The organism is Meridianimarinicoccus aquatilis, assembly GCF_004358675.1.
In the GTDB taxonomy this organism is placed as follows: Bacteria; Pseudomonadota; Alphaproteobacteria; order Rhodobacterales; family Rhodobacteraceae; genus Meridianimarinicoccus; species Meridianimarinicoccus aquatilis.
The window spans coordinates 93,539-113,090 of sequence record NZ_SMZO01000005.1; the positions used below are offsets into that span (position 1 = coordinate 93,539).

19 protein-coding genes and 3 pseudogenes are annotated in these 19,552 nt (G+C 58.1%); 9 read left to right on the forward strand and 13 right to left on the reverse strand.

Features of this window, described 5'->3' with window-relative positions:
- Positions 1-11: 11 nt before the first annotated feature.
- Positions 12-968, forward strand: a complete 957-nt coding sequence (locus E2L05_RS03605) for a LysR substrate-binding domain-containing protein (protein WP_133341527.1) — start codon at positions 12-14, stop codon at positions 966-968.
- On the opposite strand, the gene E2L05_RS03610 is transcribed toward E2L05_RS03605, so the two are convergent.
- The 6 genes from E2L05_RS03610 to E2L05_RS03635 are packed head-to-tail and all read right to left on the reverse strand — an operon-like array spanning position 934 to position 6,349.
- Positions 934-1,707, reverse strand: a complete 774-nt coding sequence (locus tag E2L05_RS03610) for a LamB/YcsF family protein (protein ID WP_133341528.1) — start codon at positions 1,705-1,707, stop codon at positions 934-936. The two genes, E2L05_RS03605 and E2L05_RS03610, sit on opposite strands and share 35 nt — an antisense overlap.
- A complete protein-coding gene (locus E2L05_RS03615) occupies positions 1,704-2,729 on the reverse strand; it encodes a 5-oxoprolinase subunit C family protein (protein ID WP_133341529.1) in 1,026 nt (341 codons plus the stop codon). The genes E2L05_RS03610 and E2L05_RS03615 overlap by 4 nt, the downstream gene beginning before the upstream one ends.
- The gene (locus E2L05_RS03620; RefSeq protein ID WP_133341530.1) at positions 2,726-3,466 is read right to left on the reverse strand and encodes a 5-oxoprolinase subunit B family protein; all 741 of its coding nucleotides are present in this window, start codon (positions 3,464-3,466) and stop codon (positions 2,726-2,728) included. Before E2L05_RS03620 ends, E2L05_RS03615 begins: the two co-directional genes overlap by 4 nt.
- Positions 3,463-4,758 (reverse strand): TRAP transporter large permease, encoded by a 1,296-nt coding sequence (locus tag E2L05_RS03625; protein ID WP_133341531.1) that lies wholly within the window; start codon positions 4,756-4,758, stop codon positions 3,463-3,465. The genes E2L05_RS03620 and E2L05_RS03625 overlap by 4 nt, the downstream gene beginning before the upstream one ends.
- 11 nt (positions 4,759-4,769) lie before the next feature.
- Positions 4,770-5,318: a TRAP transporter small permease gene (locus E2L05_RS03630; RefSeq protein WP_133341532.1), complete on the reverse strand. Its 549-nt coding sequence runs from the start codon at positions 5,316-5,318 to the stop codon at positions 4,770-4,772.
- 59 nt (positions 5,319-5,377) lie between these two features.
- Positions 5,378-6,349, reverse strand: coding sequence for a TRAP transporter substrate-binding protein (locus tag E2L05_RS03635; protein WP_133341533.1), 972 nt, complete (start codon positions 6,347-6,349; stop codon positions 5,378-5,380).
- A 170-nt stretch (positions 6,350-6,519) separates the two neighbouring features.
- Between E2L05_RS03635 and E2L05_RS03640 the strand changes: the two genes are divergently transcribed.
- The gene (locus E2L05_RS03640; protein WP_133341534.1) at positions 6,520-7,041 is read left to right on the forward strand and encodes a winged helix DNA-binding protein; all 522 of its coding nucleotides are present in this window, start codon (positions 6,520-6,522) and stop codon (positions 7,039-7,041) included.
- Between the two features lie 283 nt (positions 7,042-7,324).
- Here E2L05_RS03640 and E2L05_RS03650 read toward each other — a convergent pair whose 3' ends face one another.
- Positions 7,325-8,218 carry a LysR family transcriptional regulator gene (locus tag E2L05_RS03650; RefSeq protein ID WP_165971680.1) on the reverse strand — a complete coding sequence of 298 codons (894 nt, stop codon included), beginning with the start codon at positions 8,216-8,218 and terminating at the stop codon, positions 7,325-7,327.
- 103 nt (positions 8,219-8,321) lie between these two features.
- Here E2L05_RS03650 and E2L05_RS03655 point away from each other — a divergent pair, with 103 nt between their 5' ends.
- Genes E2L05_RS03655 through E2L05_RS03665 form a run of 3 tightly spaced genes read left to right on the forward strand, consistent with a single transcriptional unit; the run spans position 8,322 to position 11,549 of the window.
- Positions 8,322-9,215, forward strand: a complete 894-nt coding sequence (locus E2L05_RS03655) for a pirin family protein (protein ID WP_133341536.1) — start codon at positions 8,322-8,324, stop codon at positions 9,213-9,215.
- A 36-nt stretch (positions 9,216-9,251) separates the two neighbouring features.
- Positions 9,252-10,355 carry an NAD(P)/FAD-dependent oxidoreductase gene (locus E2L05_RS03660; RefSeq protein ID WP_133341537.1) on the forward strand — a complete coding sequence of 368 codons (1,104 nt, stop codon included), beginning with the start codon at positions 9,252-9,254 and terminating at the stop codon, positions 10,353-10,355.
- A 24-nt stretch (positions 10,356-10,379) separates the two neighbouring features.
- A complete protein-coding gene (locus E2L05_RS03665; RefSeq protein ID WP_133341538.1) occupies positions 10,380-11,549 on the forward strand; it encodes a hypothetical protein in 1,170 nt (389 codons plus the stop codon).
- A gap of 62 nt (positions 11,550-11,611) precedes the next feature.
- On the opposite strand, the pseudogene E2L05_RS03670 reads toward E2L05_RS03665, so the two are convergent.
- Positions 11,612-11,818: pseudogene (locus E2L05_RS03670) on the reverse strand (transposase); the annotation flags it as partial.
- A 314-nt stretch (positions 11,819-12,132) separates the two neighbouring features.
- Here E2L05_RS03670 and E2L05_RS03675 point away from each other — a divergent pair.
- Positions 12,133-13,278, forward strand: coding sequence for a Fic family protein (locus tag E2L05_RS03675; protein WP_133341539.1), 1,146 nt, complete (start codon positions 12,133-12,135; stop codon positions 13,276-13,278).
- 43 nt (positions 13,279-13,321) lie between these two features.
- Here E2L05_RS03675 and E2L05_RS21320 read toward each other — a convergent pair whose 3' ends face one another.
- Positions 13,322-13,567 (reverse strand): 3'-5' exonuclease, encoded by a 246-nt coding sequence (locus E2L05_RS21320; protein ID WP_394346533.1) that lies wholly within the window; start codon positions 13,565-13,567, stop codon positions 13,322-13,324.
- A gap of 45 nt (positions 13,568-13,612) precedes the next feature.
- Positions 13,613-15,538: a PhoX family protein gene (locus E2L05_RS03685; protein ID WP_133341541.1), complete on the reverse strand. Its 1,926-nt coding sequence runs from the start codon at positions 15,536-15,538 to the stop codon at positions 13,613-13,615.
- Positions 15,539-15,937: 399 nt separating this feature from the next.
- Between E2L05_RS03685 and E2L05_RS03690 the strand changes: the two are divergent.
- From E2L05_RS03690 to E2L05_RS03700, 3 genes and pseudogenes are all read left to right on the forward strand, one after another.
- Positions 15,938-16,129 (forward strand): annotated as a pseudogene (locus E2L05_RS03690) (IS5/IS1182 family transposase); the annotation flags it as partial.
- Positions 16,130-16,288: 159 nt separating this feature from the next.
- Positions 16,289-17,476 carry a DUF3500 domain-containing protein gene (locus tag E2L05_RS03695; protein WP_243721853.1) on the forward strand — a complete coding sequence of 396 codons (1,188 nt, stop codon included), beginning with the start codon at positions 16,289-16,291 and terminating at the stop codon, positions 17,474-17,476.
- 2 nt (positions 17,477-17,478) lie between these two features.
- The gene (locus E2L05_RS03700; RefSeq protein ID WP_133341542.1) at positions 17,479-18,030 is read left to right on the forward strand and encodes a hypothetical protein; all 552 of its coding nucleotides are present in this window, start codon (positions 17,479-17,481) and stop codon (positions 18,028-18,030) included.
- 187 nt (positions 18,031-18,217) lie between these two features.
- On the opposite strand, the pseudogene E2L05_RS21410 reads toward E2L05_RS03700, so the two are convergent.
- The 3 genes and pseudogenes from E2L05_RS21410 to E2L05_RS03715 form a co-directional block, all read right to left on the reverse strand.
- A pseudogene (locus E2L05_RS21410) lies at positions 18,218-18,424 on the reverse strand (DDE-type integrase/transposase/recombinase); the annotation flags it as partial.
- A 110-nt stretch (positions 18,425-18,534) separates the two neighbouring features.
- Entirely contained in the window at positions 18,535-18,762 is a 228-nt protein-coding gene (locus E2L05_RS20960; RefSeq protein ID WP_208016216.1) for a hypothetical protein, read from the reverse strand.
- A gap of 140 nt (positions 18,763-18,902) precedes the next feature.
- Positions 18,903-19,439 carry a cytochrome b gene (locus E2L05_RS03715; protein WP_133341543.1) on the reverse strand — a complete coding sequence of 179 codons (537 nt, stop codon included), beginning with the start codon at positions 19,437-19,439 and terminating at the stop codon, positions 18,903-18,905.
- Between the last annotated feature and the right edge of the window lie 113 nt (positions 19,440-19,552).

A 19,552-nucleotide genomic window follows, 5' to 3' on the forward strand; every position in this document is an offset into this window, starting at 1 on the left:
GAGGCCGGTCAATGAAGCATAGGCAGGTCGAAGCTTTCCGGTATGTGATGCAGACAGGTACGACAGCGCAGGCTGCGAAGTTGATGTCCGTGAGCCAACCCGCAGTCAGTCGACTCGTCGCAGACTTGGAATATCATTTGAAATTCAAACTGTTCGAGCGTCGCATGGGGCGGCTCCACCCCACTGCAGAGGCGACGCAATTCTATGCGGCGGTCGATAATTTTTTCATCGGGATTGAGCAACTGGAGCACTCTGCCCAACAATTGCGCAATCAGTCTGCGACTCCACTCAAGATCAGCGCGACGCCCGCATTGTCGACAAGTATTGTGCCAAAGGCTATTTCGCGTTTTCGCAAACTGCACACCAATGTTGCAATCGAGCTTGAATCCGCATCATATTGGAAGATCGCACTAAAACTTCGAACGCAACAAGCCAATTTGGGAATCACTCATGCCTTCCCAGAACTGCCTGGATTGACGCAAGAACCTGTGCTGTCCGTGCCCCATGTCTGTGCCATGCACGAGTCTCATCCGCTCTCGGCTAAAGACGTCATCATCCCGCAGGACCTTGAGGGCGAGAACGTTTTGCGCATTTTGCCCGAAGCAGACGTGGACTGGGATGCGACGACAGGTGTGCTCGAAGGCTACGGCGTTCGGTTTTATTCAAATATCGCCACGCAGAGCTCTCACACCGGGTATGCTCTCATTGCAGAAAACCTTGCCGTCGGGTTGATCGAGCCTTTCGCCGCGCATTCATGGCTTCGCAATAACGTTGTGATCCGCCCGTTCGAACCACGGGTGGATTATACTTATGTGGTCGCCCTGCCAGAATTTCAGCCTGTCTCACGTTTGGTGAAAGAATTCATAGCCATCCTGCGCGAAACCGCTGTGTCTTTTGGCACAGCCGGGCTCGACGGCGAGCGATCCCCCGCGTCTAAACAGGTTGCCCGTCAAACTGCGCAAGGGTGACGCCATTATCCAGCAATGCACGGCGAACCTCAGATGCAATGCGGACCGCCGTCGGGGTGTCACCGTGTAGGCAGATCGTATCAATGCGCGTTGCGATGTGTTTACCGCTTTCGGTGATAATAGCGCCTTCGCGGACCATTTCGGCCATGCGGCGGCCAGCCACGTCCGGGTCATGGATCACGGCGCCGGGTAGCGCGCGATCAACCAGCGTTGCATCATCATTATAGGCCCGATCCGCAAAAATCTCGCAAGCAACGTTGCAGCCCAAAGCAGAAGCAGCACGTTGCTGGGCGGTGCCAGCCAAGACCATGATGATAAGATCGGGGGCGATATCGAGTGCGGCCTCATAGCAGACCTTGGCCATCACCTCATCCTCGGATGCCATATTTGCCAATGCGCCATGTAGTTTAAGATGGCGCACCGAGCTGCCAGCGGCCCTTGCCATCGCCCGTGCTGCACCAATCTGATACCGCACCAAATTCTGAAGTGAGCCAGTCGCAACGTTCATGCGTTGCCGCCCGAACCCGTGTAGATCGGGAAAGCCCGGGTGCGCGCCGATACCGACGCCTTTTTGCGCCGCCGCCTTCATTGTTGCAGCCATCACATCCCAATCGCCCGCATGAAACCCGCAGGCGACATTGGCGGAAGTTACGATATCCAGCAGGGCAGCGTCATCGCCCATTTTCCAAGCACCGTAGCTTTCGCCCATATCGGCATTCAGGTCGACTGTTTGGGTCATGTTACTTCCTCAAGCTCTTCGTTTCCGGCAACGACACCACCAATCAGATTGTACGATAGCAGGTCGCGCATGTAGCGCGGATCGCGGATCAACGGACGGCAAGACTTGCCCAGCTCCGCGCGCCGTTTGGCCTCGGCGCGTTCCAGTTCCACCGCCTCTTCCAGATCGACAAAGCGGAACCGCAGTTCCGCCCCCGCAGGTGCCTGCGCCACGCGTGGCAAATCGCAGGGCAGAACCGTTCCGATCCGTGGATAGCCACCGGTTGTCTGACATTCGACCATAAGCACAAAAGGCATGCCATCACCGGTGATCTGGATGTCGCCCGGCAACACAATTTCTGACACCACGTTGCGCCCGCCTTCGATGTAATAGCCCCCGCCTTGGGGGGTCATCGCCACACCCATCCTGTTTGCCCGAGCGGCACGGTGCAACGGTTCGGCTTGCAATCGGTCCAATTCGGCCTTGCCGAAAAGGTGGGTTTGAAAACTGGGGGTAAGGCGAATCGCACCACCGTGAAAACGGTCTTCGGGTTCAATTACCCTGTTGATTTCACGCCCCGTGTCGGTGCCAATGGCAAGTGTTTCGCCAGCCTGTAACAACGCGCCAATGCCGGCAGAGAGATGCGCAGATGCGGCCCCCAAAAACGGATCTGCAGCAAATCCGCCGCCGACATGCAGATACCCATAACACCCCGCCGTGGCTGCGCCGATGGACAAACGTGCGCCAGCAGGCAGCCAGTGCGACGCGTTCCATACGACCGCTTCAGCATCGATGGAAACGCGCATGGGCGCGCCTGTCAGTGCGATGCGCACGTCTTCGCTCGCCTCAAATTCCCCACCGAGTGCTGCCATTTCAAGCGTCAGCGTATCGGCGAGTTGGCCAAGCAGTGCCGCGCCTTCGGCCAGCGCCAGCTTGTCCATTGCCCCACCTCGCGACAGACCAAGCGCCAGATGTCTGGGGCGCCCCATGTCCTGCAATGTCATGCTGGGACCGGCGCGCAAGATCTTTAGTTGGGCACTCATTTAATCATCTCGTAGGTTGCGCCGCCGTTGGGGTCGCTGCGCATATTGTTCAATGATGCCGCATCCGTGGCGACGAACTGCACCTCGTCACCGGGGCGCAAAAGGATCGGTTCGTCGGCTTCCGGTTGGAACAGCTTGATGGCCGTCTGACCGACGTGTTGCCAGCCGGTCGGGGCAGACACACCGAACAGCACAAATTGCCGGATCGCCACGACCAGCGCCCCTTGCGGGACGCGTTCGGTCAGTTGGCTTTGGCGGGGAATGTCCCAGGCCTTCGGCAATTCGCCCAGATAGGGTTGGCCGGGCGCAAAGCCGAGCGCCTGCACACGCACGCGCGCGTCTGAAAGAGAGGTGACAGCCTCCGCTTCACTCATCCCCGCTGCCGCAGCGGCCTGTGCAAGTTGCGGTGCCAGATCGGTGCCATAAACGGTTGGAATGCGCCAATACCGCCGCCCCGTCGGCAGAGCCGCGTCGAACCAGTTGCGGCCTTTGACCAAGGTTTCGAGCTTCGCTTTCATTACGTCATGGGGCAGGTGCAAGGGATCAAAGCGGATAAAGCAGGACACCAGTGTCGAGGAAGTCTCCTCGACACCGTCCCAGCCTTCGGCCTCGATCGCAGCACGAAAAGCCAATGCGGCACGATTGGCGGGCTCGCTTAATCTGTCACCAAAATTGACCAAAAGACCGTCCACACCACCGGTGCGGATGATCGGATATTCAAGGGATGGATTGGTCACATCTGCTCCGGCAGGTAGGTCACGATAGATGGGAAGATCGCGATCAGAACCAACGCGACGATCATCAAAAAGAAAAACGGCAGCGCGGCACGGGCGACAGTCAGAATATCGCGCCCCGTCAGCGATTGAAGCACGAAGAGGTTGAAACCAACCGGCGGGGTGATCTGGCTCATCTCGACCACGATCACCAGAAAGATGCCAAACCACAGCGGATCAATGCCAGCCTGTTGCACCATCGGCATGACGACCGAGGCGGTCAGCACCACAACCGAAATACCGTCAAGGAAGCAGCCAAGGATCACGAAAAACACTGTCAGCGCGGCCAACAAGGTAAAGATCGACAGGTCCATGGTCCCAATCCATTCGGCTAGAATGCGAGGGATGCCGGTAAAACCCATAGCAACGGTGAGGAAAGATGCACCCGCAAGGATGAAGCCGATCATGCAGGACGTAACGGTTGCGCCCATGAGGCCGTCTACAAAACTCGCGCGGGTCAGCGTGCCGGAGCTCCACGACAGGATCAACGCCAGGACCACACCGACGGCGGCGGCATCCGTTGGCGACGCAATGCCTGCATAGATCGAGCCGATCACCCCGCCGATCAACAACATGACCGGAAGCAAACGACGGGAGCGACGTAACTTCTCGCGGAAATTGGCGGAGACATCCTCTATCGGCAGCGTGTCGCGGTTCATCATGGCCCAGATGGCGACATAGCCCACGAAGAGGGTCACCAAAAGCACACCAGGCAGAACGCCCGCGATGAACAGCCGCGCGATGGATTGCTCCGTCGCCACACCATAAACGATCAGGATGATCGATGGCGGGATCAGCAGCCCAAGCGTCGCCGACCCTGCCAGCGTTCCGATCACCATCTTTTCTGGATAGCCGCGCCGCGACAGTTCAGGGATCGAGAGTTTGCCGATGGTCGCGGCCGTTGCCGCTGATGATCCGGACACCGCGGCAAAGATTCCGCAAGCAAAGACGTTGACGTGCAGAAGCTGCCCCGGCAGGCGGTTCATCCACGGCGACAGGCCGGTGAACATGTCGTCTGAAAGGCGAGACCGGAACAGGATTTCTCCCATCCAGATGAACAGCGGCAGCGCGGCCAAAGCCCATGAATTGGAATGGCCCCACATGGTCGTCGCCATGACAAGACCCAGCGGCGCATCAGTGAACAGCGCCATGGCGGCAATACCCACCCCCAGCAGCGAAAGGGCTACCCAAAGCCCAGTACCAAGAAAGGCAAAAAGAAGGACAATCAGAATGACCGAAAGGACAGCGACAGACATGGTTCAGGCTCCTATTCGCTCAGCAGGTTTTCGCCCTTGCCGTCCCAAGACGCAGGACGACCGCGCAAGAGGCCGACAAGTTCGTCAAGCAAAGCAATGGTGAGAATAATCAGGCCAAACGCGACAGGCAGTTGCGGCAACCAAAGCGGAACTGAGACCATGCCGGATGACCGGTCACCGTATTCTAAGGACTCATAGACAAGCAGGATGATATACCAGCTTGCATAGGCGCTCATCGCCAGAGCAATAGCGACGACGACGATTTCAACGCCGCGCCGGGCTTGCTCTGGCAGGCGGGTCAACAACAGCGTCACGCGGATGTGCCCCCCTGCCCGCAGCGCATAGGCCAGCGCCAGAAAGGTAGAGGCGGCCAAAAAGAAGCCGGTGAAATCAGCATAAGACGGGATTGTCAGCCCCAAACCGGTTCCGAACATGGCAGCGGCGATCTTGTCGGCAAGGTTGAGGCAGACCTGCACAAAGACGACAGCAACGATGGCCACAATGAAAGCGGCAGCCAGCCCGCCAGATATTCGGTAAAGATTGTCCAAGGCGCGCCGCATGGTCGCTTCCTTTCAGGTTGGGGTTAGGTAGGGCGCGGTGATGCGCCCGACCGTATGGGTTACTTGCCGTAAGCACTCAGCAGCGCGGCACCGGCTTCGCCTGCTTCGGCGGTCCAGCTCTCCAGCATCTGCGCACCAATCTCGCGCAGCCCTGTCATCAGGTCCTCGGATGGCGCGACAACGATGATGCCGTTTTCAGCCAGAACAGCAGTTTGCGCTTCGGTTTCGGCACGGCTCATTTCCCAACCGCGGGCTTCTGCCGCAGCGGCAGCTTCAAGAACAGCGGTCTGTGTGGCGTCATCCAGACGGCGGAAAGAACGGGCGTTAACCACCACAACGTTCTTGGGGATCCAGGCCTGAATGTCGGTGTAATGGGTCAGGAAGTCCCACGCTTTGGAGTTCACGCCTGTCGAGGGCGACGTGATCATTGCCTCAACACGACCGGTGCTGAACGCTTGCGGAATATCCGGCACTTCAACCTGCGTCGGAGCGGCACCTGCAAGGTTTGCGAACTCTTCGAGTGTGGCGTTATAGGTGCGGAACTTAAGGCCGACGAGATCGTCGACCGAGGTGATCTCGCTCGTGGTATAAAGCCCCTGAGGCGGCCACGGAACGGCGTAAAGCACCATCATGCCTTGGTCTTCCAGCAACCCGGCAATGACCTCCTTCTGAGCGGCCCAGAGCCTTTCCGCGTCATCGTAGTTGGTTGCAAGGAAGGGCAGCGAATCCGCGCCAAAGGCCGGGTTTTCATTGGCCAGAAGCGAGAGGAAAAACTCGCCAATCGGCACCTGACCACTGCGTACGGCTCTGCTGATCTCGGGGTGCTTGAAAAGCGACGCCGCTGAATGGACGTTGATTTCGAGCGCGCCATCTGTGGCAGCAGCCACATCTGCGGCAAATTCGGTGATGTTGACCGTGTGGAAGGTCGCGTCTGGATAAGGCGTTGGCATATCCCAGGTTTCAGCCTGCGCACTAATGGCCAGACCCGCAAGAATGGCGGTAGCTCCGCCAAGAATTCGTGAAATGAGCATCGTGCTCTCCTTCCTGATGTTGGATGAGAACAGGCTTGCACTATGTTTATAAATCGTCAACGTTTTATAATCGTTGGCGACTGGCAGGGTTTGCAGCTGTTGAAATAGTGGGGAAATATCGACATCATATGCGGAAAATAATAGCGACTTGTGCATAAAGAGGGCTATCGATGACCGACAAAACCACCGCTGATCGCCGAATCGTTTCATCCCGCCATCTGGCAGAAGGCGACGGATGGGAGTTGTCAGAGCTTGAGTTCGGCCTGATCGTGGGGTTCAACGCTTTTTCGCGTTGGGTGACGCGCTGCATGGCGGCAGCAGGCCACCCCGACCTCAGCCCGCTCGAGATCTTGATCCTGCATAACGTCAATCATCGGGACAGAGATAAACGGCTCTCTGACATCAGCTTTCTGCTCAATATCGAAGACACCCATACGGTGAACTACGCCCTGCGCAAATTGCTAAAGGCGGGGCTGCTGGACTCAGAAAAGAGGGGCAAGGAAGTGTTTTACCGCACGTCGGCAGACGGGGTCGCGCTGTGCAAAGCCTATCGTGATGTGCGGCGACAATGTCTGCTGGATGGACTACCCCCGACGGAAATGAGCGGCGCTGAACTACGCGAACTGGCCCGTATGCTGCGGGCTCTGTCCGGTCACTATGACCAAGCCAGCCGCGCCGCCGCATCGCTTTGAAATCGGAGGTCGCGCCACGATCAAGAGCGGCCCTGCCGCCATCTTCGCAGGCCGCTTACCGCCGATTCCGTGGAAAAGCACCCGTTCGCGCGCGGTCGACGCTAATGGTGGTGTGCTCGACATTCTGGTCCAGTCGCGCCGCAACAAGGCTGCTGCCCTGCCAGATCCGATGCGTACCCACTGTGGGCCGGCTAAGCTGCGGCAACGGCCGTCTGAGTGACGCTGCTCCCGCCAAGGTTTGCCCGAGCGCCGACACCCTGACAATACCCGCGATACACATGCCTTACGCAGCATGGGCTTCAAATTCACTCCAAAGCAATTCCGCTACGGCGCGGACGATTGGTTTGGACTGGCGAAACGCATAGATGGTGACGTCGAAGGCAAGATGCGTGTGTGGCAAATCTATCTCGCACAGCCGCCCTTGCTTCAACTCTTCCGCGATCATGTGTTCTGGCAGACGGCCCCAACCAAGGCCCGCGATCAGAAGGTGCTTCTTTGTGTGGAGGTCGCTGACGTACCAGCGGCGCTGGCCTTTCTGGACACCGATTTCGCGGTCGAACAGCCCTCCGGCTTGCCCGCTGTCGCTTGCAATGACCTGATGGAAGCGCCGCATGTCAGAGAGCCGCTTGGGATTGTCCATCTCAGCCCAAAGGGATGGTGACGTAACATTGCGCAACGTCGATGTCCCGAGGGGGATGTAGTCGAAACCCTCTTCCTCGAGCATGATCGAAGACATTGGCGAAATCGCGATTGCCGCGGTTTCCGTTTTTACGGCCTCGATGGCGCCGGACAGAACCTCGGGGCGCAAGACCAAACGGGTTTCGGGAAAGTCCGTTTGCAGTTTGCATAAGATGGGGGCCAGCGTGTTGAGGTTGGTGCTTGTATCGACTGCGATCGTGATCGTTTCTTCCTGCCCTTTCTCGAAATGCTGGATCAACTGACCCAGATCCTCTGCCTCCGTCAAAACGCGCAGGGATTGAAGGTAGACCCGTTTGCCGACGGGTGTGAGTTCAAGCCGATACCCCGACCGGTCAAACAATTCGGTTCCCGTCTGGAATTCCAGCGCCTTCAACGTCTGGCTGATCGCTGGCTGCGTCCGATTGAGGCGTTCGGCAGCCGCTTTGACCGAGCCGGTTTCAACGACGGCGCGCAAGACGTTCAGCTGATCGAGTTTCATCAGGCACCACAACATAATGATAATTTATGTTGATGCTAAAAAAGTATAAATATCAACCAAGTTCTGTTTCGCCTATCACCCGATCGACAAGCGGAGCGATTCAATGAAACACGTTTCTTTCCAAGAACAAGCGCAACCCGATCGGGTCGGTACATTTACTATCGCACGTGCCCTTCCGAACCGGGCTGTGAAGGCGGTCGGTCCATTCCTGCTTTTCGATCATCTGCCAAGGCGCGAAATTGCTGCCGATGAGTTGCCCGAGCCCGATGGCAGCTTCGCCCATCCCCATGCGGGTATCGTAACCTTCACCTATGTCATGGAAGGGACCATGACCCATTTCGACAGTCTGGGAAACAACAGCACCGTCACGGCCGGAGGCGTGCAATGGATGAACGCGGGCAACGGTATTATCCATGACGAAATGCTCGCGACGCCCATGCGCCGTGATGGCGGGCCGCTGCATTCTTTTCAATTCTGGATCAACCTGCCCGCGCGGAACAAGATCGAGCCTGCGCAATACATGCCCGTCTCATCCCCGGACCTGCCCGTTGTAATGCTCGCGGGTGGGCGTGGGGAGGTCAAAGTTCTGCTTGGCGGGTATGATGGGCACTCCTCGCCCATCCCCACCTACGCGGGCGAATTCATCTGGCACGTCAGGATCGAGCCGCTTGCGACGGTCGATATCGCCTTGCACGCCGGTCTGCCTGTCGCGGGATATCTGCCGACGCAGGGGGCCATGGTCGGTGATGCCAAGATCGACGCGCATACCCTCATCGGTTTGGACGCCCGGGGTGGGACGTTGGAGATAACCAACCCGGCGGCTGAACCGCTCGATCTGCTGCTGTTTGGCGGTGAGGCGATCACTGACCCCATCGCCATGCGCGGCCCGTTTGTCATGAACAGCGACGGCGCGCTGACCGAGGCGTTCCGCGCGTATCGCGCCGGGACATTCGGACAGATCACCTATCCCGCCGATCACGCCGCACACAAATCATAGAATAACGCCGCAAGGCCCCCAAGAAGGTTTGATATCATGTCACAGAAAATCGCCATTGTCGGCGGCGGCTACGTTGGCGCCGAACTTGCGAAATCTCTCGACGACATCGCGGACGTCACGTTGATCGAGCCGCGCAGTCACTTCGTTCACGCGCCGGCCATGATCCGCGCGGTTGTCGACCCGTCGCTGCTGGATCGCGCTCTCATTCCCTATGATCGGCTGCTCACGAACGGCAGGGTCATCGCGTCCAAGGCGACAGGCATCGACGCCAACGGCGTCACGTTAGAAGACGGCACTCGGGTAGAGGCGGATCAAATCGTTGTTGCCACCGGATCCGGAAACGCCATGCCCTTCAAGCCCCAAGGCGCCGATATCGCGGGCCTCAAGGCGGACAACCAGCGCATTCACCAGCAACTCAAAGCGGCGCGAAGCATCGGCATTGTCGGGGCTGGTGCCGTTGGCACCGAGCTTGCGGGCGAAATCGCCCATGCCATGCCGGACAAGAAGGTGACGTTGATCTCAAGCGACGAGGCGTTGTTCGGGGCGATGCCGTCGAAGCTGGGCACCTCTTTGGCCGCGAAACTGCGCAAGGCTGGCGTTACGCTCATTCTTGGCCAGAGGGCGGAGAACCTGAAAAGCTTGACCGAGCCCTATGCGGGAACCCTGCAACTCACCGATGGGTCACAGCACGGTTTCGACCTGATCTTTCCGGTTATCGGATCGCGCGCGCATTCCGAGGTGCTTCAAACGCTGGCCGGTGTCCAGAAATCAACGGCACATCGGATCAAGGTCGACCCGTGGATGCGCCCGACTTCGTTGCCCAATGTTTTCGCGGCCGGCGATGTCGCAGATGCAGGCGACGGGATGACCATCGTCGCCATCAGCCGCCAACTGCCTTGGCTCAAGGCGACCCTGTCCGGATTGGCACAGGGCAAAGCGATCGAAGACATGAAGCCTTACAAGCCATGGGGCAGCAAGGCACCGATCCTTGTGCCGCTTGGCCCGAAACAGGGGAATTCCTTCCTCGGCTTCTTCACCGCCGGGGACTTCCTGACCAGCAAGATGAAGGGCGCGGACCTGTTTCTCAAGAAATACGCAAAGCTGCTGAACCGGCCTGAAAGCCGATCAGAACACGACTGACCCAAATTTCCAAAAGGAAAGACCATGACAATCTCTCGAAGATCCCTTCTGACGTCAACCGCGTTCGGAGCGGGGTTCCTGCTTGTGCCTGGCTTGCGCTCTGCGGCCAATGCCCAGACGGCCAAACTTGTCATTGGCAACTACGAGGCACCGGGCCTTTACGATCAGGCCGCCCAGGAAATCGTGACAGACCGCGACGACGGCTATCACAATGACGGAAACCCGCGCCATTACGAGTGGTGGTATTTTGATCTGTTCACCCAGTCAGGCCTCAAGGCCGCGGTGATCCTGATGGACCGCCCGTTGATCATGTTGGACAACCCTGATCTTCCGCCGATGTTGATGTTGAACGTCGAACTCCCCGATGGCACCAACCGCGATTTTCAGGTGCCGTTCCCCGGTATGGACTTCATCGCATCCAAGGAGCATTGCGACGTAAAGCTTGGCACCAACTGGTGTAAAGGCCGCTACCCGAATTGGGAGCTTCACGCCGAGCATGATGATGTGGTCGTCGACCTTGGGCTTGTCGCGACAGTTGAATCGTGGCGTGCGGGATCGGGTGCGATGTATTACGATGAGGCGCTGACGGTGTTTAACGCGCATGTCGTGCCCGCGCCGCGCGCAGTTGTGAATGGCACCATTCAAGTCGCGGGCGAAACCATCGCTATCAAGGACGGTCACGGCTATCACGACCACAATTGGGGCAATGCCGGTATCGAAAGTGTTCTCAAGGCGTGGCACTGGGGCCGTGCGGAATGTGGCGGTTTCACGCTGAACTTCTCGTATATTCAACACAACGCAGATTACGGCAATAAGGTCGTCTGCAAGTTCATGTTGGCAAAAGACAATGAAATCCTGCTCAGCACGGGTGAATTCGAGGACAGTTTCGTTGGTGAAATCCATGTCGGCCCGCAGTCCGGCAACGGCTGGCCTGACGGCTTCCTGATCGAAGCACCCTACAACGGTGACATGATCCGTATCGAGATTTCGGGCAATCACCTCTTGAGCGACGCGCTCAATTCCGACCAGCAACCGGATGACGAAACCGCACGGCCAGGCTATATCCGTCTTGGCGGCGACATCAGGGTGACGGTACCACTTGCAGGTGGCACAGAGGTCGCAACCGGCAACATCATCCACGAGATGTCCTTCTCAGAAAGTATCCCAAAAGCGGAAGCAAACTGGCTGCTATAGGTCCAAGCTCCCCCCTTGCGCGCATTCGCCACAAGGGGGGGCGGCACCGGATTAATGGAGCGCCTCAAGCCTTGAGTTTGGCGAAGTGGTTGCTTGAAAAGCAGGCCCAAGGTCAGACAAAGTTCAATCGCCAAATCAGCGTAGCGCGGCTGTCTGCCACGCGTTGTTCGGCGCGGCGCAGGCCGTTGGGCAAGTGCGTCTTCACTGATGCAAACCGTTAGATCCCCGCACCGCCGCAAGCTTTCGGTGTACGCCGCCCAATTCGTCACCCGATGCTTCTGCTTGGGGATAATTACCGGGCGATAAGCGTTGAATTTGTGCGGCAGTCAAAGCACCCTGATGGGAACAAACCGCGTCAATATCGGCCTTGGAACGATCCCTGCGACAAGGCCGAGCAAAGCCCTTTCGATCCGAAGATCCCCAGACCGCGTCAGCAGGATCTGACGCACATGGAACAGGCCTAGCTCAAGGCCTCGCGTCGGTTTGCGGGTGATCCCGTCCCGCAGGCCTTTGAGCGATAGAGTTGACTTCTATGCCTCAAAATTGATCTATGTATGAGTTATAGAAAGGATGCCTATACCTCATGCCATGGAACTGGACGCTGCCCGGTTGGCCGGATTTTCGGTACGACGCCTCCGCTCTGGAGCCGTTCGAGCAGACGTTTTTGCTGTCGTCCGGAGAAATCCTCGGCGCGGTCCATCATGTCAGCCAGCCGGAGCGCGAGCAACTCCGCATCGAACTGCTTAGCGAGGAAGCGATGCAGACGAGCGCCATCGAGGGTGAAATCCTCGACCGGCTCAGTGTGCAATCTTCGCTGCGCCGCCATCTGGGCCTTGATCCAGACAGCTACCCTGCCAAACCGCGCGAACAGGGCGTCGCGGAAATGATGGTCGACGTCTATTCCAGTTTTGCAGAGCCGCTGACCCATCAGACACTGTACCGCTGGCATCGGATGCTCCTGTCCCATGACCGTGGGTTGGACACCATCGGGGCCTACCGACAACACGCCGAGGCTATGCAAATCGTTTCCGGTCGCCTCGACCGGCCCACGATCCATTTCGAAGCGCCTCCCTCAGAGCGAGTCACACCTGAGATGGACCGATACGCAGATTGGTTCAACAAAACCGGGCCGGGGGGAGCAGAGCCGCTTCCAGCGCTGACGCGCGCAGGGCTAGCCCACCTCTATTTCGAGAGCATCCACCCATTTGAAGACGGCAACGGCCGCTTGGGTCGCGCCCTCGCTGAAAAGTCGCTGGCGCAGAACATTGGCCAGCCGACCCTCATCTCGCTCGCCTTCACCATCGAGAAGGAGCGCAAAGCATACTACGACCAGCTCGAGCAGCATCAAAAAACGCTCGACGTGACAGATTGGCTTGTGTGGTTCGGGGAAATTGTCTTGAAGGCCCAACAGGCAACACTCGACCGCGTCGGCTTTTTCATCAGCAAGGCACACTTCTACGATCGTTACAGAGCCCACTTGAACGAACGCCAGACCAAGGCCATCGCTCGAATGTTTCAGGAAGGCCATGGCGGTTTCAAAGGCGGCCTTAGCGCCGACAACTACCTCAAGATTACCGGAACTTCACGCGCAACCGCGACCCGCGATCTGCAGGATTTAGTCGAGAAAGGTGCGCTCAGCCGAACCGGTGATCGACGCCATACAAGGTACTGGCTGAACATAAGACTTGAACCCGACCCACGGCTCCGCGCGCTCAGAAACGAGCGATAGCTGAAAAATTGCTTCTCTATGTGAGCCCTCAGATTTTTAAGCATCAATCCGTGGAGATATTCAAAAGTGACGATGGTGCGCCAGACCAAGAAATCCGCAACGCCCGCTTTGCCCGCGTCGCTGCGACGTACAAAAGCAACTGATATTGGGTGACGAAACCTTCTCGGTCGGCAGCGTCCACAGCGGCCTTCAAGGCGTCTGGCGGCGGGAAGACTGAGTCAGAGAAGAATGGGCTAACGACAGCGGAAAACTTAAATCCCTTTGCGCGGTGCATGGTCGTGACACATATGCTGTGCCATGCCCCAGGCGTAAGCCGCCCGGGGCACGTTCTTGTTTATCCGACCAACGCGTTGTCGGCACGTTTCACCGTTACAATAGTGGACCGTGGCAACGCGCCCTCTCCATCGGGAAACGGTGCCGACGGGTGCTGGATACCGACAAACATCGTGCGGCGGTCCGCAGACCATGTGAGGCCTGTCACTTCGGAACCGTTTGGCCCGGTGAGAAACCGACGGATTTCGCCAGTCACCGGATCGCCCGCCAACATCTGGTTGTTCCCCATCCCGAGGAAGTCGCCTTCGTTGTCGTCGTCGCCATCGGTTTGGATCCAGATCAAACCTGTGCTGTCGAACTGCATCCCGTCGGGAGAGTTGAACATGTTGCCCGCGTTGATGTTGGCCGTTCCAGCATAGAGCCCATCGGTGTAAACCTCCGGGTTGCCGGCCATCACATACAGATCCCAGTCGAATGTCGACGCAGCATGGTCATCATTATGCGGCCGCCAGCGGACGATCTGACCATAGCGGTTCACGTCACGCGGGTTTGGCGCGTTTGGCACCATGGGCTCTCCTGCGGCGTTGGTGCGGATGTTGCCATCGTCATCAAGGGCGCCGCGGCGGGAGTTGTTGGTCAGGCAGCAATAGGCCTCAACCGCCGTTGGATTGACAGCAATCCACTCTGGCCGGTCCATGGTCGTCGCACTGACCGCCGTTCCGGCCATGCGGGTAAAGACCGCAATCTCGGCTTCGGTCATTCCCGTATCTTCCGGTGTCAAGGCCAACCATGTGCCAGTGCCATCGTCGTTGAACTTGGCAACAAAAAGCTGACCTTCGCTGAGAAGCGTAGAGGTATCACCGCCATGGACATAGACGTCGCGGCTTACCCATTTATACATGTATTCGCCACGTTCATCATCGCCCATATAGACGACAACCTGCCCATTTGGCGCGAGCGCATAGGCTGCGTTCTCATGCTTGAACCGACCAAGGGCCGTGTGCTTCACTGGCGTCGCATCCGGATTCCACGGGTCAATCTCAACGATATACCCTGCGCGGTGCGGCTCGTTGGGGTTTTGAGAAATGTCAAAGCGGGCGTCAAAGCCATGGTAGTTATACCGGCCCGGATCAACTTTGGTTGAGACGCCGTAACGTTTGAACCCTGCCGCATGGACATCTGACAACGACAGCTCTTCGGTCGTTCCGAAGTAGCTATTGAAGTTCTCTTCGCAGGTCAAATAAGTGCCCCACGGGGTCCGCCCCGAACCGCAGTTGTTGAAGGTACCAAGCGATTGCGTCCCAGTTGGGTCAGCTGCGGTTTTCAGAAGGTCATGGCCTGCGGCAGGCCCATCGATAGCCATCGGTGTCCGGTGGTGGATGCGGCGGTTGTAGGGACTGTCGAAAACCACGTCCCAACCATTTTCGCCTTCGGCAACTTCCATCACGGTGACGCCTTGGAAATTCTGAAGGCGTGTGACGTCGTCGGCCGACGCAGGTTGACCGTCTTGTTCAGCTGGCAAGTTGATCTTCGCGTTGACGTATTCCGAATTCACGACAAGCAGCTCGGTGCCGCGCTTGTGGAACAACTCCATTCCGTCCGTGTTTTCGCCAAATACGCGGTCGGAGCCCTTTGTGGGAATTCCGGTTTTCGGGTCAAACGCGGGCGCGTCGCTGAACAACGGATCACCCCAACGCACGAGCACATCCCACGTATATCCTGACGGCACATGGACTGTTCCGTCAGTCTGTGGCGCAAGCTGTTCAAAGGCAAAGCGAGAGGCTTGTTGTGCAATGGCTGAGGATCCGTTCAAAAGGCCCGTTCCCATGACCGCAGCACCAGATCCAAAGGCAAGCAAACCACCCAGAAAGCCGCGCCGCGAAACCGCTTGTTCAACCACTCGGTCAAAGTCTTGAACTTCGGCGCGGGGGAACTTCATCTCGTCTTCATCATCAAAAGACAGTTCATCATAGTTGATTTGGGTCATCTCATACTCCTGCTGGAACCGGAAAATTGGCCTGGCTGGAGCATCGGATAAACGCGGCCCGTGAAGCTTTTACGAAAATTGATCATCAGTTTCGTAACAACCGGCTTCGCCGAAATGGACCTTTGTGTTTGCCGTACATGTGTGACGATCGCGCATGAACTCTGCCAAATGCACAATGCGAGCGAAGCGGCCGTTGAACGACTGAAATCGAGAGGCAGCAATGTCCCGTGAAGCGTGAGTTCGCTGATGCTACGGCTTTGCAGTCGCCGCGAATGTCGGCAATGACGAACCGCACAGCGGCATGGGTGAGGACGCGCCAAGGTCGGCTTTGGGCATATTTTTTGAAAAACCCTTGTTGAATTGACGAGCATCATCCTGACTCAATTCGGCCAATGGGTGGGAGGATCGGCGATGCTGGGCTGGCTGGTCGATCGCAAGATCGCTCCGCACATTCCGGTCTTCGAGTGGGACGCCGAGAATGACCAATTCGTCTGCCCTGAGGGGCGAGAGCTGAAAGAGTTGCGCCGGAACTATTCCGATCTAAACCGTGGCCCGACCGGTAAGGGTACAGCGCGCTATCGGCGGTTTCGAAGGCCCGTGCGGTGATGATCGTGAACCGTTCCATGTCGGCCTGAGTAGGATCTAGTAGCTCGTGGTGTGTGTTGTGGATGGCCTGGCATCACCTTGCTTTTCTTGTTGGTTCCCCAGATGCTGAGGGCTGAACACAGTGACTCAACAAATGGATCGCCAATGCCTCATCACCTTGAACTTGCCGGCGTCGCTGCGCTGGCCGCTCTTCTGATCTCACCGGTCTTTGCACAAGGTCACGATGGCCCGCCGCCCGGTGACGGCGGTCCGCCGCCGATGTCGGAGGAGGATCAGGCACTGAGCGAAGCGCTTCAGGCGCGTATGGGCGACACCAGTACCCTGATGGAAAGCTCACCGATCCCCGACGACGCCGCCGAGTGCGGAGAGACCCCGGGCTACGGGCGGATGCTGTGCTTGATTGACCTGCTGAAGGCTGACGTGTCGGAGGATGTCCTCGGACACCTGCAACTGGACTATTCCCGCACCGAGGCGGAATACTGGAGCAACCTACCTGCCGGGGCTTTTCCGAAGCGGCCGGGCGTTCTGCTGGGCGAGTTGAACACCAAACAGCGCGGGCTGGTCAAAGCGATCATGATGGAAGCCACAAGCGGTGAAATCGACGAAGGTTGGGACGAGATGGTCCAGACCCTGAACGCAGATGACTACATCAACACCGTCAGCACCGACTACAAGGCCGGGTATTCCTCCTACAACACCAAGTTTGCCTTCCTGGGCACGCCCGGGCCGACCGGTGTCTGGGAGCTTTACTATGGCGGGCACCACATGGCCTTTGCCAATACCTATGTCGACGGGGAGCTTGCAGGGGCCACCCCGTCCTTCCGGGGCGTCGAGCCTTTCCCCTATTTCGAAATGAACGGTCGGGTGAACCAACCTCTCACGCAGGAACGCGACGCCTTTGCCACGTTGCTCAGCGCACTGTCGGAAGATCAACGCGCAGTTGCCGAACTGGAAGGAACCTACCGCGACATCCTCGCCGGGCCACAGGCCGATGACGCGATTCCTGAAAGCTTCGAAGGCTTGCCCGCCTCCGAGTTGGACGACGATCAGACCGCCCTGCTTCTGGCCGCGATAGAGACCTATGTCGGCGATATTTCCGAAGCCGAGGCAGCAGCCTACATGGAAAGATACACATCCGAGCTTCCCGAAACCTATCTTGGCTATTCCGGCACGCCGCAGCTGAGCGCGGAGGACGATTATGTGCGGGTGCATGGGCCGTCGCTCTGGATCGAGTTTTCTTTGCAGTCGAACAAGTCCACCGAGAAGGTGGGGAACCACCCGCATTCGGTCTGGCGCGATCTGACGGACGATTACGGCGGACAGACAGAGTGATCTTGCGCTCCAACCTGCTCGCGCTCGCGGTATTCATTTGCGGTACCGGGGCTGTTCTGGCACATGCCCTGCCCGGGAGTGTCCTTCTGCTGCGCCAGCAAGGATCGGCGTTGCAGCTGACCGTCCAGTTCCCGGTGGACGACCTGATCATCGCGGCACCCGAACTTTCTGCTTTGGAGGGGTTGCCGTCAGGCCAGCCGTTGCCGCAGGAACTGGCCGCGGCGTTGGCGCGCTATCTCGGGCGCCACCTTGCAGTGACAAAAGAAACTTCCCCTTTGGACCTGACAATGACCGATGCGCGCGTTCAATCCACATACCATGACCATCTCGGTGACTTTGCCCTAGTCGTCAGCCAGTGGCAGATGACGGGTGCCGGGGATCGCTCAACGCCTCTGATACTGACATACGACGCGGTGATGCACGAGGTGCGCAATCACCGCGCCGCGGTTCACTGGATTGAACAAAACGGAGAATCGCGCCAGATTTCAGAGTTCGGTTACTTCGGCGCAGCCAATGGTATTCCGCTCCAACCGCCCGCGGTTGGTTCGGAGTGAGCGAGACCCAGATCCGGGATCCGTCGTCCTTCGGATCGACAAAGCCTCAAGCGAACGGCAGGTGTAGAGCGGGCATGTTCGCTCCATCAAAACGGGCCTTGGTGTTCGATGCAGCGAACGGCAGCAATTTCCGCGTTGGGTATGCCAAGTTGTTAGCCTTAACTTGTGGGGCCTTGCAAAGGTAGGATTACACGGATTGCAAAAGCTCGCTGATAAACTGGATATCGCCCGGAACGCCGGGGGGCTTTTGATGAACGTGGCGACGTTTGATTGTTCGGATTGTCTCAATCCCGCTCAGGGTCGCTTTGGCTGATCACAATGACCGAGGGCTCAGTCAATACCCGAGCAGCCGTTTCATGGCCGCGTGATCACTTTCGATCCGATTGTTACGCCACATGCCACCGACGCGTATCCAAAACGCGTTCAGCAAGATGATACCAGACGTCTCGTCATGCCAAATGTAATTCTGGGCGTCGAACGACTGTTCAGCGACAGCCGCAAGCTCTAACCGGCTTGCAAGCGCATCCTGTCCGCTTTGAGGGGAATGACGCCAGACAAGCCGGGCTGCCGATCGGCTGCATCCACAAAGGAAGCACCAAGATGCGTTTCCGGATCAGCGGGAATAGCGGCACTGACTTCGCGTGGCGAGATGTCGGGCAAAGGGAAAATAACCCGCGCCACAACGACAAAACCAACGAAAGAGGCGGCCAGCGCAGCGAGGGCTTTTGACATGCGCTGCATGCTTGGTTGAAAGCCCTGAACTGGATCAAATCATACTGGCTTGCGCGACAGGTGACACGACGTCGGACCGACAAGCGATCTTAGAGAACTCCAACACCACTTCGGCTGACGCCGTGATTTCGCTTTCCCCGTCACGCCATCCGGGCAAGGACATCATCACGCTTGATGAAGTGATGCCAGATCACCGCGGCTGCGATGTGTCCAATCACCAACGCGGCAAGGATCCACCCCAATGTGCCGTGCCATTCCGAGATCGTCTTCGTCCAGGCAATTGCGACGTCGCGCGCCGGAAAGACCTGGATGCCAAGATAACTAAAGCCCCGCGTGCCGCCAGCGGCCCCAATGATCTTGATCGCAGGGACGATCACCATGAGCGCATATAATCCCGCATGTCCGGCCTTAGCCGCATACCCCATCGGACCGGACTCCGTCGCGCGCTTGCTCAGGTTCCAAAGCCCCCACACACCGCGCAACAGCACCAGCAGGAGCAGCGTCACGCCCAGATCCACGTGATACGTCCAAAGCGTTTCGCGCAGGGCGTTTTCGCGCGGCAGGGCCCAATGTGCAGCGGCTGAAACAAATTGTGCGGCAAATAATGCGGCCATGCTCCAGTGAAACGCGCGGCTTATAAGGCCATAGCGGTCGGGGCTGTCGGTCAATCTGGTCATTGAATGTGTCCGTCTTTTGAAAGGTCTCATTTGATACGCGGTCGCACGATACTTCCGTCACGCCACCACTGGTTGCTGGGTCGCCGTGACTGAACGCACGGCCCCCGGAAACC

Excerpts from the sequence above, each read along its gene's own strand:
- E2L05_RS03605 (WP_133341527.1), top strand. The coding sequence starts at position 12 with ATGAAGCATAGGCAGGTCGAAGCTTTCCGGTATGTGATGCAGACAGGT.
- E2L05_RS03610 (WP_133341528.1), bottom strand. The coding sequence starts at position 1,707 with ATGACCCAAACAGTCGACCTGAATGCCGATATGGGCGAAAGCTACGGT.
- E2L05_RS03615 (WP_133341529.1), bottom strand. The coding sequence starts at position 2,729 with ATGAGTGCCCAACTAAAGATCTTGCGCGCCGGTCCCAGCATGACATTG.
- E2L05_RS03625 (WP_133341531.1), bottom strand. The coding sequence starts at position 4,758 with ATGTCTGTCGCTGTCCTTTCGGTCATTCTGATTGTCCTTCTTTTTGCC.
- E2L05_RS03630 (WP_133341532.1), bottom strand. The coding sequence starts at position 5,318 with ATGCGGCGCGCCTTGGACAATCTTTACCGAATATCTGGCGGGCTGGCT.
- E2L05_RS03635 (WP_133341533.1), bottom strand. The coding sequence starts at position 6,349 with ATGCTCATTTCACGAATTCTTGGCGGAGCTACCGCCATTCTTGCGGGT.
- E2L05_RS03640 (WP_133341534.1), top strand. The coding sequence starts at position 6,520 with ATGACCGACAAAACCACCGCTGATCGCCGAATCGTTTCATCCCGCCAT.
- E2L05_RS03650 (WP_165971680.1), bottom strand. The coding sequence starts at position 8,218 with ATGAAACTCGATCAGCTGAACGTCTTGCGCGCCGTCGTTGAAACCGGC.
- E2L05_RS03655 (WP_133341536.1), top strand. The coding sequence starts at position 8,322 with ATGAAACACGTTTCTTTCCAAGAACAAGCGCAACCCGATCGGGTCGGT.
- E2L05_RS03660 (WP_133341537.1), top strand. The coding sequence starts at position 9,252 with ATGTCACAGAAAATCGCCATTGTCGGCGGCGGCTACGTTGGCGCCGAA.
- E2L05_RS03665 (WP_133341538.1), top strand. The coding sequence starts at position 10,380 with ATGACAATCTCTCGAAGATCCCTTCTGACGTCAACCGCGTTCGGAGCG.
- E2L05_RS03675 (WP_133341539.1), top strand. The coding sequence starts at position 12,133 with ATGCCATGGAACTGGACGCTGCCCGGTTGGCCGGATTTTCGGTACGAC.
- E2L05_RS03685 (WP_133341541.1), bottom strand. The coding sequence starts at position 15,538 with ATGACCCAAATCAACTATGATGAACTGTCTTTTGATGATGAAGACGAG.
- E2L05_RS03695 (WP_243721853.1), top strand. The coding sequence starts at position 16,289 with ATGCCTCATCACCTTGAACTTGCCGGCGTCGCTGCGCTGGCCGCTCTT.
- E2L05_RS20960 (WP_208016216.1), bottom strand. The coding sequence starts at position 18,762 with ATGTCAAAAGCCCTCGCTGCGCTGGCCGCCTCTTTCGTTGGTTTTGTC.
- E2L05_RS03715 (WP_133341543.1), bottom strand. The coding sequence starts at position 19,439 with ATGACCAGATTGACCGACAGCCCCGACCGCTATGGCCTTATAAGCCGC.